Raw genomic sequence first — 15535 nt, 5'->3', positions numbered from 1 at the left:
AAAAGCCCGTAATGCGTTTAGCGGTTGTTCTGCTGGATCTTCTGCTGCTTTTCGAGGCGGTTGTCGACGTACGCCTGTGCACGCAGTTGCTCAAGCCAGTCTTCAAAAGCGGGCTGGGCGCGGCGCTCGAACAGGGTCTGACGGGCGCGCATGCGGGCCAGATCGTCGGTCGCATCGTGATCGCGGCGTTCTTCGACCTCGATCAGGTGCCAGCCGAACGGCGTCTGCACGGGCTGGCTGATTTCGCCAGGTTGCAGCGCATTCATGGCGGCTTCGAACGGCGGCACGGTTTCACCCGGGTTCAGCCATCCCAGTTCGCCGCCTTGCGGCGCGGTGGCGTCCTGCGAATACTGGCGCGCCATTTCCTCGAACTTGGCGCTGCCGTTCACCAGGCGTTGGCGGACCTGCTCCAGGCGCTGGCGGGCCAGATCATCGCTCATGACGGTCGACGTCTTGATCAGGATGTGGCGCGCACGCGTTTGAACAACCTGCGTCGGACCCTGCGGCGCCTGGGGACGCGCGGCCGGCTGCGGGGCCGGTTGCGGGGCGGCTTGCGGCGCCGGCGCGCGGGCCGTGCGGCTGGGCGCGGGCTGGGCGGTGCCGCGGTCCATCACCTTGATGATGTGAAAGCCGTTGCCGCTCTGGATAAGCTGGCTGACCTGACCCTTCTGCAGGTTGCTGATGGCCTTGACGAAGAGGTCGGGCCAACCGTCCAGCGGACGCACGCCCATGACGCCGCCCTGCAGCGCCTCGGGACCGTCGGACGATGCCGCGGCAAGGCTTGCGAAGTCGTCGCCGCGCTTGGCTTGCGCCAGCAGGCCTTCAGCCTTCTTGCGCAGCAGCGCCAGTTGATCGGGCGACGAGCCTTCCGGCACGCGCACCAGAATTTGCGCCAGGGCGTACAGCATGGGACCGGCGGCGGCGGCCTGCTCGGGTGCGGCCTGCGGCTGGGGCTGGGGTTGCGCTTGCGGCGCCGCCTGCGGGGGGGCCGCGGCGAAAGCCGGGTTGCGGCGCTGGTCCTTCAGGAAAGCGTCGACTTCCGCGTCGGAGATGACGATGGTCGAGTCGACCGCGCGCTGGCGCAGGCGATCCGAACGGATCTCGTCACGCAGCGCCTTGCGGTAACTGTCCCAGGACGTGCCGGACTTTTCGAGCTCCTGGCGCAGTTGCGCCACGCTGATCTTGTTGCGCGAGGCGATCGCCTGGATGGCCGTGTCGATCTGGGCGTCGTCCACGCGGATGCCGAGGCGGTCGGCTTCGTGGCGCTGCACGCGTTCCATGATGAGACGCTGCAGCACCTGGTGTTGCAGCGTCTGGTCGTCCGGCACCTGGATGCCGCGCGACTTGAGTTCGCCGGCGATGCGCTGGGAAGCGTCGCGCAATTCGCGCAGCGTGATCACGTCCTTGTCGACGATCGCGGCGATGCCGTCCACGAATTGCTCGCCCTTGGGCGCGGGCGCTTCCTGGTTCTGCGCGGCCGGAGCGGCCTTGGCGCTGTTGGCGCCGCGCGCGGTCTGCTCGGCGGCATGGGCGGCGGGCAAGCCGGCGCACAGAGCCAGCAGCAGCGCATTGCCGGAGAGGCGGCGCAAAGAGTGCAACCTACGCATCATTCATACCTTTCAAATGTGGTCCCGGCTTGCGCGGGCGGCGTGACGCGCGTGTAACCGGGGATACTTCTGTTCAGCAGGTTCATGGGGTCGGTTCCGAGGGAACCCAGGCCCGTGAGCTCAAGCTGGAAGAACAGCGCGGAGTTGGTGTCCGCCGCCGATACGGCGTAGCGCTGGTAGACCATGCGGCCCACCCAGCAGCAGTCGCCCTTGTACTCCAGGCCGGCGATGGCCTGCGTCACGCGCGGGGATTCCGTCGTATCGGCCAGCGTGCTGGACGGTCCGGAACGCAAAGAATAGTCCACCCGGCCCACACCGTACCAGCGCTTGCTGAACGGCCATTGGACGGCCAGGCTGACCTGGTTCTGGCCCTGCGGCTGATAGAACACGCCCGGCTGGGGGTCGCGCTGGTAGCGATAGGCCACCGCCACGGTGGTCAGGCGCTGCGGCGACCAGCGCGCGCTGATGAGCCCGCGCGACCAGTTGTTGTCGTAGGGGTTGTACTGCGCGGCGACGTCCGTGTTGAGCGTGTCCGTCAACGCGGCGGAGGCGCCCACCAGGAAATCGGAGCGCACGTTCGTACGCGGGGTTTCCAGAGGCAGTGTGACCTTCTGGTCTTCGAAGTACAGGCGCTGCGCCACGCCCAGCGACATGCGCTCGAAGCCGGTGTCGGCATCGAGCCAGCGCGTGGTCAATGCCGCGGTCAGCTGATTGGCGTTGGCGATACGGTCCCAGCCGCCCGAGTAGATGTTTTCCTCGAAGGCCTGGGTGAAGCTGAAGTCGGCCAGCGACGTGTCGAAGACGGGAATCTTGGACTGATCGCGATACGGCACGTACAGGTAGTACAGCCGCGGCTCCAGCGTCTGCGTGGACGATTTGCCGAACAGCGTGGTGTCGCGCTCGAAGATCAGGCCCGTGTCCAGCGACATGATCGGCACCGTGCGGGTCTGCGAGCGGGGCAGGCCACTGGCCACACCGCCGTTCAGGCCCTGCGCATCCACCCCATACCATTTGGTCTGATACGAGGTGTAGTTGATGCCGGCCTTGGGCGTGAAGAACCAGCCCGGCCGCACGATCGGATACGAGATGGTGGGATAGGTCTGGAAACGGTCGCCATCGGGCGCCCGCAGGGCCGCGCCATACTGGGGCATGCTGAAGCGCACCGCGGTCGAGGTCCAGTCCACATCGAAGCCGCCCCAGTCATAGCGCGAACCGCGCAGATAGATTTCGGGCTCTTTGTCGTACGGCGGAACCAGCGGCGCATCGGGATCCTGCAGCGTCTGGAACTTGTAGACCTGCGCGTAGGCGCTCCAGTAGTTGGAAACCCAGCCCACGCGGCCGCGTTGCGGCAGGTACGTCGTGGACGCCTGGTTCAGGCCCAGTTGCGAGATGTCGCGGAAGTAATTGTCGTCCGAGACCTTGGCGATATCCCAGTCGGTATAGAAACCGTGCGAGAACTGCTGCTGGTGGCGCCACCAGTACATCCAGCGGTCCTTGCCCGTCACGTCGTCGTCGGGCAGATAGGTACCGTCCAGCATGCCGCCGTACGTGTACCCCATATAGCGGAACTCGCCGCCCAACTGGGTGCCGCGCTTGGAGAAGTAACGCGGCTGCACTGTCAGGTCGTAATTGGGCGCCAGGTTGAAATAGTACGGAATCGAAATGTCGAAGCCGCCCTGGCTGGTCGTGCCGTAGGTCGGGATCAGGAAGCCCGACTTGCGCTCGCGCTTGACCGGGAAGGTCATGTAGGGCGAGGCCAGGATCGGCACGTCCTTGAAATACAGGACGCCGCCGCGGGCCACGCCCTCGTTTTCGTCGAAGTCGATATCGACCGAATTGGCCTTGATGTACCACGACGGGTTTTCGCACGGGCAGCCGCTGTACGTCACCGTGTGCAGCCGCATCTGCGACTTGCTGAAGATGTCGGCGTGGTCGGCCACGGCAAAGCCGCCGGTGGCGCCCAGCCAGAAGTTGGGCTTTTCGACCTCGCCGGAATACCGGTCCACGTTGAACGTGGCGTTCGGCCCGGTCACCAGCGTGCCGTCGCGCATCATGCGGGCGTTGCCGCGCACGTCGACCTTGCCGGTGTCCTTGCGGTAATTGATCTCGTCGCCCTTGATCACGCCGTCGATGCGGCGGACCTGCGCATTGCCGGACAGCGTGAGCTCGTAGTCGGGGTCGCCCGAAATGGTGTCCGCTTCCATGAAAGCGGGAATGCTCTCGTCGGGCAACCGGTGCATGCGCAGGCCGGGAGACGTGCGCAGTTGCGGGGTTGAAGAGACCGACGGCGCGGAAGCAGCGGCATCCGGGCTACCTTGAGCCTGGGCGGCTCCGGCGGCGACGCTGACAACAGATAGGATCAACCACGGAACCTTGCGCACGAGTGAAAACAGCCCTTTTTGACCATGGGAGAGCCGGACAAAGGCGCCCACGGGGGGCCAATGCTGACGGAAAATGAGCCGGTATTATAGAGAAGCCGCGAACAACGCCCAGCCTTATGTTCGCCAAATCGAATTTTCCGCAATTTTGCCCTTCTGACACGGATCTTCCTTGAAAAACGATCACGACCCCCGCTTGGCGCAGGTGCGCACCTGGCTGCAAGGCCTGCCCCCTGCCCTGAACCTGGCCGTGGAGACGCTGCGCCCCGCGTCGGCTGATGCAAGCTTTCGCCGGTACTTCAGGCTGGACGCCGGATCGCGCACCCTGATTGTCATGGACGCCCCGCCCCAGCACGAGGACTGCCGCCCGTTCCTGCACGTGGACAAGCTGCTGGCGGATGCTGGCCTGAACGTGCCGGCGGTGCTGGCGCAGGACCTGGACCAGGGCCTGCTGCTGCTGTCCGATCTGGGCGAACAAACCTATTACCAGCGCATTCAGGACGGACTGGACGACGCCCAGTTGCAGACGCTGTACCGCGAGGCGCTGGCGGCCCTGGTCAAGCTGCAAAAGGCCTCGACCGCCGGCCTGGGCAACTACGACAGCGCGCGCCTGGCCGACGAGCTGAAACTGTTCCCCGAGTGGTACGTGCAGAAGCACCACGGTGTCACGCTGGACGACAAGACCGCCAACGCCCTGGAAAAGATCTTCGCGCTGCTGTCGGCCAGCAACGGCGGACAGCCGCAGGTGCTGGTGCACCGCGATTTCCATTCGCCCAATCTGATGGTCTGCGACCAGCCGCAATACGGACCCAATCCCGGCGTCATCGACTTCCAGGACGCGTTGGCCGGCCCCATCACCTACGACCTGGCCTCGCTGGTGACCGATGCCCGGACCACCTGGGAAGAGCCGCAGCAGCTCGACTGGGCGATCCGCTATTGGGAAATGGCGCGCGCGGCGGGCTTGCCCGTCGACACCGATTTCGCCGACTTCCACCGCGCCTATGAATGGATGGGCCTGCAGCGCAACCTGCGCATCCTGGGCGTCTTCGCGCGGCTGAACCATCGCGACGGCAAGGCGCACTATCTGGCGCACATGCCGCGCGTGAACGGTTACGTGCGCCAGGTGGCGCAGCGCTACGGCGTCTTTACGCCGCTCCTGCGCCTGCTGGACCGCCTGGACGACCGCCAGGTCAGCGTCGGATACACGTTCTGATGCGCGCCATGATCCTCGCCGCGGGCCGCGGCGAACGCATGCGCCCGCTGACCGACCGCCTGCCCAAGCCCATGCTGCCGGTGGGCGGCAAGCCGCTGATCGTCTGGCACCTGGAACGCCTGGCCGCGGCCGGTGTCCGGGACATCGTCATCAACCACGCCTGGCTTGGCCACGAAATCGAACGCGCGCTGGGCGATGGCTCGGCGCATGGCGTGCGCATCCGCTATTCGGCCGAAGCCACCGCGCTGGAAACCGCCGGCGGCATTGCGCAGGCGCTCCCCCTGTTGGGCGACGACCCGTTCCTCGTCATCAACGGCGACATCTGGTGCGACTGGGATCCCGCCGCCGCGCAAGACGCCTCGCGCCTCGTGGCACGGGGCGGCGCCTGGCTGCTATTGGTGGACAATCCCGCGCACCATCCTGCCGGCGACTTCGTCCTGACGGCTGATGGGCGTGTGCTGGCCCACGGCGAGCCCCGTTTGACCTTTGCCGGCGTGGGCGTCTACCATCCTTCGTTGTTCGCGGACGTCCCGCGCGGTGAAGCGGCGCCGCTGGCGCCGCTGCTCAGGCAGGCGATGGGCCAGGACCAGGTGCACGGCGCCCGGCATGCGGGCCGATGGACTGATGTCGGCACCCCGCAACGGCTCGCCGACCTGGACGCGGAACTGGCTGGCACGGCCGCCTGACAAGGCCGCCTGACACCCACATATTTCACAATATCAAGGTGCGCAACGAGGCTTGTCTGCGCACCATCGCCCCCGGCTAACGGGGTATTCTCTGACGCTTTGGCATGCGCGCGCCGCTTGTCGACAGGCATATACACAGGAAGTTTTCTAGGAATGGGGATGTTTGGAAGATCGCAACGGGCCACGTTCAAGCCCTCCGTATACCAGCCGGGGCAACGCACGCGCCGCATGCCGCGCTGGCTCGTCCTGCTGATGGTTGGCATTGCGCTTGGCGCGGGCGGTGTGCTCTTCCTGCAGACCAACTACGGTCCGCAACGCCTGACCGTCGAACAATCCGAACAGCTGCATAGCGAGCTCAGCGCCTCCAACATGGAGCGCCAGCGCCTGCAGACCCAACTTGAAGAAGCCACGCAGCAGCGCGACGCCAACAAGGCCGGCCACGAAAAACTGACCACCGACCTGGCGGAATCCCGCGCCAAGATCGAAACGCTGAACAAGGAACTGGTGCTGTTCCAGGACGCCATGCCGCCCGACCCCCGCGGCGGCAACCTCGGCATCCGTTCGGCCAGCTTCAAGCGCGCCCCCGGCCTGCTGGACTATCAGGTGCTGGTGATGCGCGAAGACCGCACGGGCGCGCCCTTCAAGGGCACGCTGACCTTCGCCATCGAAGGCTCCTACCCCAACGGCCGCGCCGCCACGGTGACGCCGGAAGGCCCCGCGCTCACGGTCGACCGCTATGACTACGCGCTGGGCCAGCTCAAGCTGCCCGACGGTTTCACCGCGAGGGTCGTGGTGCTGCGTGTGCTGGATCCCAACCAGAAACAGCAGGCGATGCGCATCTACAACGTACGCAACTGAGGCGTGCCGGACTGAAGCCTGCGCCCCTGAAGGCCTCGCGCCGGCCTGAACTGGCCCCAAACCCGCCCACCGGCGGGTTTTTTATCGCCTTCAAAAATTGGTTGCGCGCGCAACATCCCAAGCATATAGTTGCGCAAACAACCAAATTCTGGAGACGGCATGACGCTCCCTTCACACGTTCCCGTCCTGATCGCCGGCGGCGGTCCGGTCGGTCTGACCCTGGCCGCCCTGCTCGCCGAGTACGGCATTGCCTCGCTCACCATCGAGGCCGATGAAGGCTACTGCAGCGGCAGCCGCGCCATCTGCATGTCGCGCCGGTCACAGGAAATCCTGGGCTGGATCGCCGCCGACCGGCCGCTGATCGATACCGGCTTGGCCTGGACAGGCGGGCGCAGCTATTACCGCGACCGCGAAGTCCTGCACTTCCAGATGCCGCACGATCCCCTGCAGCGGTACGCCCCGATGGTGAACATCCAGCAGTACCACGTGGAGGAATTCGCGCACCAGGCCATGCAGCGCCATCCCGGCCTTGCCAAACTGGCGTGGTCGGCGCGTGTCACGGATGTGCAGACGGGGCCGGACGGCGTAACGGTCGAGGTGCAAACCGGCGACACCCGCCAGACCGTGCGCGCCGATTGGCTCGTCGCCTGCGACGGCGGCCGCAGCACCGTGCGCGAAGCCATGGGCCTGAAGCTGGAAGGCATGCAGTACGAAGGCCGCTACGTCATCGTCGATATCGAACAGGAATCGCAACGGCCCGTCGAGCGCCTGGCGTGGTTCGATCCACCATCCAATCCCGGCTCCACGCTGCTGATGCACCGCCAGCCCGGCAACGTGTGGCGCGTCGATTACCAGATCCGCGACGACGAAGATCCCGACGAGGCCGTCAAGCCGGAAAACGTGCTGCCGCGCGTGCAAAGCCATCTGGACATGATCGGCGAGACCGCGCCCTGGAAGCCGCTCTGGATCTCCATCTACAACGCCAAGTGCCTGACGCTGGACCGCTATCGCCACGGTCGCGTGCTGTTCGCGGGCGACGCCGGCCACCTCGTGCCGATCTTCGGCGTGCGCGGCCTGAATTCCGGGCTGGACGACGCCGGCAACCTGGCATGGAAGCTGGCGTGGGTGCTGAAGGGCCAGTCCTCCGACACCCTGCTGGACAGCTACAGCATCGAGCGCGTGCATGCCACGCGGCAGAACCTGGCCTATGGAGCGAAAAGCACGGAATTCATGGCGCCGCCGGATTTCGGCTTCCGGCTGATGCGCGAGGCCGCGCTGCGCCTGGCCTTGGTGGACGACGGCGTACGGTCGCTCATCAATCCGCGCCAGTCCGCACCCATCTCCTACGACACCTCGCCCTTGAACCGCGAGGACCGCGCGCCAGAAGCCGGCCCGGCCGCCGCGCCCGGACAGCCCGCGCCCGACGCGCTGCTGCAAGACGGCGACACGCCGCAGTACCTGACCGCCAGCTTTGGCGCGGGCTTTGTCGCGCTGGCCATTGCGCCCGATACGGCGTTGTCGGCGGCGTTGGACACGCTGGCCGCGGACACGCAACACGCGCCGCAACCGCTGCGGGTGCTGCACGCGGGCGACGACGGCCTGGCCGACGCGCACGGGCAGCTTGTCGCGCGTTACGGCAATCAGCCAGGCGCCGTCTACCTGCTGCGTCCGGACGGCTACGTGCTGGGCCGCTGGATCGCGCCCGCCGCCGATGAACTGCGCGCGGCGCTGGCGCCTTACTACCCGTCGCTGAACTTGAACGCCACCCCGAAAGGCCAAGCATGAACAACGAATCACTGGACCAGGTCTACACCAGCATGGCGCAGGCGCTGACGCGCGTCGGCGAATCGCGTGCGCCGCTCTTTCTGTCGATACTCGGGTTGTCGTTGCTGAGCCGCCTGCCTGACGCGCAGGAAGCCCTGGCGCTGCTGGCGCAGGCCGAGGCCGCCAGCCTCGCGGACGGCGCCATGGCAAACTATCCGGTCTTACCTTCCGCGGGCGCCGACCCCGCCCGCCCAACGTGAAAACGCCCGCCCTGGAACGATTCCTGACCTATCGCCTGCACGTGCTCAACAAGATCACGGACCGGGACACGAATCGTGCCTATCTCAAAGACTGCGACATCCCCTTGGGCGAGGCGCGCTGCCTTGCCGCCATCGGCCGGTTTGCGCCGCTATCGGTCAACGACCTGGCGCGCGCCGCCAACCTGAACAAGGGCCAGGCCAGCCGCTCCGCGCAGGCGCTGGTGGATCGCGGGCTGGTAGAGAAAACGGTGTCGGCGTCGGACGGACGCGGCGTGGTGCTGGCGCCGACCGCAGAGGGCCTGGCGCACTACCGCCGCATCATCGACCTCATTGCGCGCCGCAACGAAGACATCTTCAACTGCCTGACCGCCGACGAACAGCGGCAGTTCGGCGAGATGCTGGATCGCCTGATCGGCCACCTGCAAACCGAGACCGGCAACGCCGCGGACTAAGCGCCGGGCCGGCGGAGTTCAAGGCTGTGTTTCGGGCAGTGTTCAGGGCTGCGCTTTCGGCGCCGTCGCGCCCGCGTGCTCGGCGGCTTCGTCCATGAACTGCGCCATCCGCACGTCCAGCTCGGTCACGCCGCCGGCGTCATGCGTGGTCAGCGTCACGTCCACGCGGTTGTAGACGTTGGTCCATTCGGGGTGATGATTCAGCTTTTCCGCGAACATCGCCACGCGCGCCATGAAGCCGAACGCGGCATTGAAGTTGGGAAAGCGGTAGCGCTTTTCGATGGCATCGCGCTCGGCCATGGCCTGCCAGCCGGTGAGCGCGGCAATCGCGATATCGGTGCCAATGCGGGCGGGGGGAAAATCGCTCATGACAGACTCCGTAAACAAAGGCGGCGGCGCATCGCGCCAGCCGCCTGACAACAAATAACGCGCCCGCGCTTATTGCCGGACCGCGTACAGGTAGATCTCCACGCGCCGGTTCAGCGCGCGCCCTTCGGCGGTCGCATTGTCGCCGATCGGATCGTTCGGCCCCCGGCCTTCCACCGACAGACGCGTGCCGGCCACGCCCTGCTTGGCCAGGTAATCCGTCACGCTCTTGGCGCGGTTCACCGACAGCGTCTGATTGTGCGCCAGCGATCCGGTGCTGTCGGTATGGCCGACCACCTTGGCCCGCAACTCAGGATGCTGGTTCAGCGAACGCGCCACGCTATCCAGCACCGGCAACAGCGCCGGCTTGAGCTGCGTCTTGTCCGTGTCGAACGACACGCCGCTCGGAATGTTGACCTTCAGGCTGCCGTCGGGCATTTCGACGACGTCGATGCCGAGCGACGATGCGCCGGACTTCTGCACGTCATCTTTCACGACCTTCCAGTTGTAGCCGACCAGTCCGCCCGCCACCGCGCCGATGCCGGCCCCGATCGCGGCGCCCTTGCCGTGCCCGATCAACGCGCCGATGCCCGCGCCCAACGCCGCGCCCGCGCCCGTCCCGACAGCGGTATTCGTTTGCTGTTGCGTCGCGCAACCGGCCATCAAGGCGCCCGCCGCCGCAAGCACGGCGATCCGGTTGAGTGTTCTTCTTGAATTCATGGCAACCTCCACTGTCCATCCATCCAGATACCGGATCATTCCGGCGTGGACCATGCTAGCAAGGGGAAATGGGGCGCCGGGCAACATTTTGTACGCGGCCAACGCTAAGATGGCGCTTCCGATGGAGACCCCCATGACCGTGGCGCGCACCTACTTTCTCAACAGGATGGCCGGCGACGAGCTCGCCAACTTGTGCGGCGCAAAAGCGGATTTCCACCTGGAAAACATCGACGACCTGGAACTCGCCGTCATTCGCCTCCAGACGTTGTGCCAGAACGCCGGCATGAGCAGCGCGGTGGTGCGTGCCCCGCTCAATCCCGCGCCCGGGATCGGTGATCTGGTATCGGCAGCCATGCCGTTGCTTGGGCTGATCTGGAGCTCCGCCCAGGCGCTAGGCTCCGGGGTGCGACCGCAAGCTGACGCGACCTTGCGCCTGACGTCCAACACGTCGATCAGCGTCGTGTTCTCCCATCCACCCCGTACGCCGGTGGCCCGGTAAGCCGCGACTTCGCGGCCGCTCAGCGCGCGTTATCCGCGCCGGCCAAACACCATCGCCAACCCGAACAGCGCCCCCAGCCCGCCGACGATGGCCAGCGACACCGACGGCTCACGCAGGTTCAGCGCCATGATGGCCGATCCCGCGCCCAGGGCGGTGATTCCCAGGCCGACCAGGCGGCCCGCCGTGGAACCATAGAAATGCGTGCGGCGCGCCGCCTGCGTGCCGGCCGGCTGGCGCTTTTGCCACGCCGCCAGTGCCAGTTCGAACTCGCGCAGCAGGCGCTCGCGCCGGGGCAGGTCCACGGCGCTGACCAGCAGTGTCGGCAAGCCGGGACGAACCAGCTTGAGGTAATCGTCCGTACCCCAACTGGACAGCTCGCCGAAGGCGATGGGTTTGCGGCGCGAGAACTCCAGCCCTTCGGCCGTCACCTTGACGTCATTGCGCGTGGGAAATCCCCTGAACGCCACCAGCGGCGGCACGAAGAGGCCCAGCACGGCCAGCACGGCGGCCAGCCCGATCGGCCCGCGATTGAAGACCACGAGCATGAAGCTGCCGGCGGCCAGGGCGAACGCCAGGGGCACCGACAACTGGTGCCATCGCGTGTAGACCGATACCGGGATCCCTTCGTTGCTGTTCATGCGTGCGCCTTGTCAGTTATTCGCTTTTACTAGATTTGAGCCGCCGGGACCCATGGGCACCGAGCGGATGTCGGGCATGCGGTCCGGATCCGGCCAGTATTCGACCTTGAGGATCGCTTCATTGAAGATATCGTCATCGACCAGCACCTCCGTGCGCAGAACCCCGCAGCCGCTGCTCACATTGAACTGCACCGACTCGTCCCAAGGCTTGGCAGTGAATTCGACGGACTGGCTGCGATCCTTGCGTATCCAGCGCCAGGCGTCCGCCCACCCCGGGCGGGAAGCCATATTGTCGACGTAGTTGTCCACACGGTCGGCCCAGGTTTCCTCGCGCGGGCGCCCCCGCACCCACTGCATATCGGACGGCCCGCGCGGCAGCAGATCCGGGTCCGTCGCGCGCGGGGATCCCTTGCTTGCCACGATGACGCTGACGCCCGGTCCGACGAGCTTCAGGATGTACGCGTAATCGCTGTGTTCGGTATAGCCCGGCATCACCACGTCCAGCACCAGACGATCCCGGCCAAAGACCTCGCCCTGCATGAAGCCCTTCCACTCCAGCATCACGCGCACGCCGAACACGGCCCAGTTGAAATCTTCGAGTTCCTCTTCGCGCGTCGAATAGAGTTCGCGCTCCTCCACGTCCGCAAACTGCGCGGAGCGCATGCAGCAACGCGTGAACCAGATTTCAAGTTCGCTTTCCTTGGCGCTGTCGCCCCAGAATTTGAAGTACAACCCGGCAGCCAGAAGGCACAGGCCCAGCGCAATCCAGCCCCACACGGGAATGCCCAGCAGCACGGTGCCGCCGCTGGTGAGGCCGACCATCGCGCTGCCAAATCCCCCCGCGCCCGCCACCACCCCGGCCGTGCTGAATGCGCCGCCCAACGAAACCAGGGCGGTGGCCACGCCGGTCAGCCCGGACAACAGCAGGAACACGGATGAGGTGGCATAGGCGCTGCCCGCCTCGTAGTTCTTCACGTCGTACTGGTCGATCGCATTCAGCGCGTTGTTGGCGCCGTCGACGAACGTGGCCGCCGCCGCGAACACGGCGCCCGCCGTCCTGACGGCGGTCAGGCGCATGTTCAATTTCAGGTTCATCGTGAAGGCGGTGTTGGCGCCCACGCGCGCCCCGATCGCGCCCGCGGTCACTTCGATCGCGACGCTGCCCACGCCCAGCACCCCCGACGTGATGCCGAACCATGCCTTGCGCGCGGCCTTGGCGTCCTGCACGACCTGCGCGTTGCGCAAATCCGAGACCGATGCATACAGCGCCACCAGCGTCAGCACGCCAGTCGCCCCCGCATTCACGCCGTCCTTGGACTTTGCCCACTTGACCAGGCCCGCCAGCGGCGACATGGTCGGTGCGGGCAGGGCCAGCACGGGCGCGGGCGCCGGCAGCGCTAGCGCCGGCGATGGGCCGCCGCCGGGCCGGGGCGGCGCCGCTGCCGCGGCGTTCAACTGCGCATCCACTTCCTCGGGAATGATGTAGTTGAGCGTGACCGGCGTGGAGCGTTCCGCCTGCGTGCCCATCCACCCGGACTGCATCTGCTTGCTCGCACCGAGGCCCTGGCTGCTGCCAGCGCCCACCGTCACCGACGCCGGGTTCGGCACCCAGACGATCTGGTGCATGTCCGCGATCATCCGCGGCAAGGTGGTCGTATGCGTGCGCACGGCCATCACGATGTTCATGCGCGCCGACATCGTCAGCGTGACGCGCGCCGCGACGCGTTCGGCAATGGGATCGCCCGCCAGGGTCAGCCGCAGCAGCTGCGTCGCCATGAAGCGGCCGATCGCCGCGCCGGCCACCCGCATCGGCGGCAGCTGGCCCTTGGCCGCACGTGCCTTGATCCAGTCGTTGTAGTTCTTGATCATCCGGCGGACATTGCTGACCTGCTTGGAGATCACCTTGCCCTTGGCCTCGCGGTCCAGAAAGCTCAGCAGCTCGCCATCGTTCGCCGCCAGCGCGCGCCAGATCGCCGCATAGGTGCTGTCGCTGTCCTCGTCCTTGAGCGAATCGTCGATGGCCTTGTGTTCGCTTTCGATCGCGCCCGCGCCATCCACGCACAGCGCCATGTCCTCTTCCAGGCGCTCGCCGGCCGCGGCGTCCTTGGGCGAATAGGCCTTGAGCGCCAGCCAGAACGCCTCGCGCCCATACCACCACGCCCAGTCCTTGCCGGCCCCTTCGATCTTCTCGCGCATGCGGTCGATCGCGACCTTGTTTTCGCTGAGCGTCTTGGTGACCTTGCCGGTATCGACGCGTTCGCGCAGGCGCCGGATCTCGTCGCCCGTGTTCCCCATCTGCTTCTGCAGGCCGTCGATGATCTGCGCCACGCCCACTTCGCGCATGCGCGTGGGGTCCAGATGGTGCTCGGCCAGCTCGCCCATGCATTTGTTGCGCCACGTCGCCACGTCGGCCAGGATGCCCACAGGGTCGCGCAGCGCCAGCACGATGCCGCCCTTGGGCGTCATCTGCCGCATCTTGGCGGCCACGGCCGCGCCCTGCCCGCCGAACACGCTCACGGCCGGCGACAGCGTATTGCCGAACAGCGTGGCGGCGCCCGCCGCGTCGCGAAACTCGATCGAGTGCTTGGCCAGATTGGCGCCGTCCTCCGCCACGCGGTAGCCGGTCTCGGGCTTGGGATGCCCGCCGCCCCACACCGCCTTGGCGTCCAGCTCGACCATGATCTTCTTGCGCCAGCGTTCGTTGCGCGTCAGATCGCGGCGGATGTCGCGCGTCCACCATACGCGCGAGTACCCCACCCACACCGTGCGCGACGCATTGGCCGGCGCCTCCACATTGATCAGCGTGGACTCCAGGCCGTGCCCCTCGCGCGTGCAGGTGAACGTGGGCTGTTCGGACGGGCGGTTGTCGTCGTCGACCGGCACTTCCTTCATCTGGCCGGTCGCCGTCGCCGCGAAGGCACGCCAGCCGTAGCTGCGGCGCGGATCCCAGATGTAGACGTAGCCGGCGGTGATGGCGCGCAGCATGTAGGCGCCCTGGCGCATGGTCTCGTAGTACAGCTCCGGATCCATGTACACGCCGTCGGGCAGGTCGTTCTTGCCGCCCGGCACATAGGCGATCCGCATGGGCAGGATGGGCAGGCCCGGCCGGCCGCAGAACTTGCCCTTGCAGGGCAGCGCGTCGTAGTCAGTCGTCATGCTTGCAGATCCTCCCGTGCCTGCGCCTCGTGCGCAAACGCCTGCCAATCCTCGTCTTCCATGTCCTCGGCGGCGCGATAGAGGCGGCCGCCTTCCTCGCGCACTTCGCGCAGCAACGCCAGAAACGAGGGCGCGCATTCCAGCGGCGCGGCCAGGCGCACGCGCCAGGCCGCGAACAGCGCCGCATCCTCGTCATCGGCGATGCCGCAGGCCGCGGCAGCATCCAGCGCGCGACGCGCCGCCTCCAGCGCCGGCGCCTCGTAACGCAGCCCGTGCGCATTCAGCCGCTGCAGGACGGCATTGACGCGGCCAAGCCGCGCCAGGCGCGGCCAATCCGGCGTGACCGTCTGCATCGGGCCGCGCGAGTCCGGCAACGTCTGCCACTGCCCGAATCCGTCCACGCTCATCCACGTGGCTCCCTCGATCCACGAGGCCGGCACCGTGCCCGCGTACAGCTCGCTCTGGAACTGCGTGGTGCGCGGGTCCCAAAACCGCAGGATGCGCACGCGCCCCTGCGCATCGCGCAGGCGCGCGCGCAGAACCAGGCGCTGCGCGACCTCGGCCAGCGGCAGATCGGTGGCCAACCATGCCGACATCGAGCGCGCCCGCTTGGCCGCCGGCGCCGGGCGAACGGCCTCGTCCACCGCCAACCGCAGACTACGGTTGATCAGACGCTCGTGCCGCACTTCATCCGGCACCTCAGCCAGATACAAGGGTGGCGCGCTTGCCCCTTGTGAAATCAGGTCGACCTCGCAGCGCCGCAGGCCGGCCGACGCAATGTCCTCGCCCAGCGGATCGGCCAGCGTCGAATCGCACAACAGCAGCACGCGGCGGTCGGCGCGCGCGTCCAGCACTGCACGCAGGCCCGCAATGGCGCGCTCGACGCGGGCCTCGGCGGCTGGCGTCCGATACTCGGGCGGTTGGGTAGTCACGTCCAT

The 15535-nt window shown here is 66.9% G+C and carries 14 protein-coding genes; 7 read left to right on the top strand and 7 right to left on the bottom strand.

Annotated features, from left to right (window positions below):
- Positions 1-17: 17 nt before the first annotated feature.
- Positions 18-1610, bottom strand: coding sequence for a peptidylprolyl isomerase (locus CLM73_RS04230; RefSeq protein ID WP_105237441.1), 1593 nt, complete (start codon positions 1608-1610; stop codon positions 18-20).
- Entirely contained in the window at positions 1607-3988 is a 2382-nt protein-coding gene (locus CLM73_RS04225) for an LPS-assembly protein LptD (RefSeq protein ID WP_105237440.1), read from the bottom strand. The genes CLM73_RS04230 and CLM73_RS04225 overlap by 4 nt, the downstream gene beginning before the upstream one ends.
- A gap of 169 nt (positions 3989-4157) precedes the next feature.
- On the opposite strand from CLM73_RS04225, the gene CLM73_RS04220 reads away from it, so the two are divergent.
- From CLM73_RS04220 to CLM73_RS04195, 6 genes are all read left to right on the top strand, one after another.
- Complete coding sequence (locus CLM73_RS04220) at positions 4158-5198, top strand: aminoglycoside phosphotransferase family protein (protein WP_105237439.1); 1041 nt, start codon at positions 4158-4160, stop codon at positions 5196-5198.
- Positions 5198-5884, top strand: coding sequence for an N-acetylmuramate alpha-1-phosphate uridylyltransferase MurU (gene murU, locus CLM73_RS04215; protein WP_105237438.1), 687 nt, complete (start codon positions 5198-5200; stop codon positions 5882-5884). The genes CLM73_RS04220 and murU overlap by 1 nt, the downstream gene beginning before the upstream one ends.
- Before the next feature lie 159 nt (positions 5885-6043).
- Complete coding sequence (locus tag CLM73_RS04210; protein WP_105237437.1) at positions 6044-6742, top strand: DUF6776 family protein; 699 nt, start codon at positions 6044-6046, stop codon at positions 6740-6742.
- A gap of 159 nt (positions 6743-6901) precedes the next feature.
- On the top strand, positions 6902-8527 hold the full coding sequence (locus CLM73_RS04205) for an FAD-dependent oxidoreductase (protein WP_105237436.1): 1626 nt from the start codon (positions 6902-6904) through the stop codon (positions 8525-8527).
- Positions 8524-8766: a hypothetical protein gene (locus CLM73_RS04200; RefSeq protein WP_105237435.1), complete on the top strand. Its 243-nt coding sequence runs from the start codon at positions 8524-8526 to the stop codon at positions 8764-8766. Before CLM73_RS04205 ends, CLM73_RS04200 begins: the two co-directional genes overlap by 4 nt.
- Positions 8763-9218, top strand: a complete 456-nt coding sequence (locus CLM73_RS04195) for a MarR family winged helix-turn-helix transcriptional regulator (RefSeq protein WP_105237434.1) — start codon at positions 8763-8765, stop codon at positions 9216-9218. The genes CLM73_RS04200 and CLM73_RS04195 overlap by 4 nt, the downstream gene beginning before the upstream one ends.
- 42 nt (positions 9219-9260) lie before the next feature.
- Here the strand turns inward: CLM73_RS04195 and CLM73_RS04190 are convergent, their stop codons facing one another.
- A complete protein-coding gene (locus tag CLM73_RS04190; protein WP_105237433.1) occupies positions 9261-9587 on the bottom strand; it encodes a 4a-hydroxytetrahydrobiopterin dehydratase in 327 nt (108 codons plus the stop codon).
- A gap of 69 nt (positions 9588-9656) precedes the next feature.
- Positions 9657-10304 carry an OmpA family protein gene (locus CLM73_RS04185; RefSeq protein WP_105237432.1) on the bottom strand — a complete coding sequence of 216 codons (648 nt, stop codon included), beginning with the start codon at positions 10302-10304 and terminating at the stop codon, positions 9657-9659.
- 133 nt (positions 10305-10437) lie between these two features.
- Here CLM73_RS04185 and CLM73_RS04180 point away from each other — a divergent pair, with 133 nt between their 5' ends.
- Entirely contained in the window at positions 10438-10803 is a 366-nt protein-coding gene (locus CLM73_RS04180) for a hypothetical protein (RefSeq protein WP_158685824.1), read from the top strand.
- Between the two features lie 29 nt (positions 10804-10832).
- On the opposite strand, the gene CLM73_RS04175 is transcribed toward CLM73_RS04180, so the two are convergent.
- The 3 genes from CLM73_RS04175 to CLM73_RS04165 are packed head-to-tail and all read right to left on the bottom strand — an operon-like array spanning position 10833 to position 15535.
- Positions 10833-11441, bottom strand: a complete 609-nt coding sequence (locus CLM73_RS04175; protein WP_105237430.1) for a hypothetical protein — start codon at positions 11439-11441, stop codon at positions 10833-10835.
- A 12-nt stretch (positions 11442-11453) separates the two neighbouring features.
- Positions 11454-14597: a T6SS effector BTH_I2691 family protein gene (locus CLM73_RS04170; RefSeq protein ID WP_105237429.1), complete on the bottom strand. Its 3144-nt coding sequence runs from the start codon at positions 14595-14597 to the stop codon at positions 11454-11456.
- A complete protein-coding gene (locus CLM73_RS04165) occupies positions 14594-15535 on the bottom strand; it encodes a DUF4123 domain-containing protein (protein WP_234015807.1) in 942 nt (313 codons plus the stop codon). Before CLM73_RS04165 ends, CLM73_RS04170 begins: the two co-directional genes overlap by 4 nt.

This window comes from Achromobacter spanius (genome assembly GCF_002966795.1).
Taxonomy (GTDB): domain Bacteria; phylum Pseudomonadota; class Gammaproteobacteria; order Burkholderiales; family Burkholderiaceae_B; genus Achromobacter; species Achromobacter spanius_D.
This window is presented reverse-complemented; position numbering and strand designations above follow the sequence as displayed.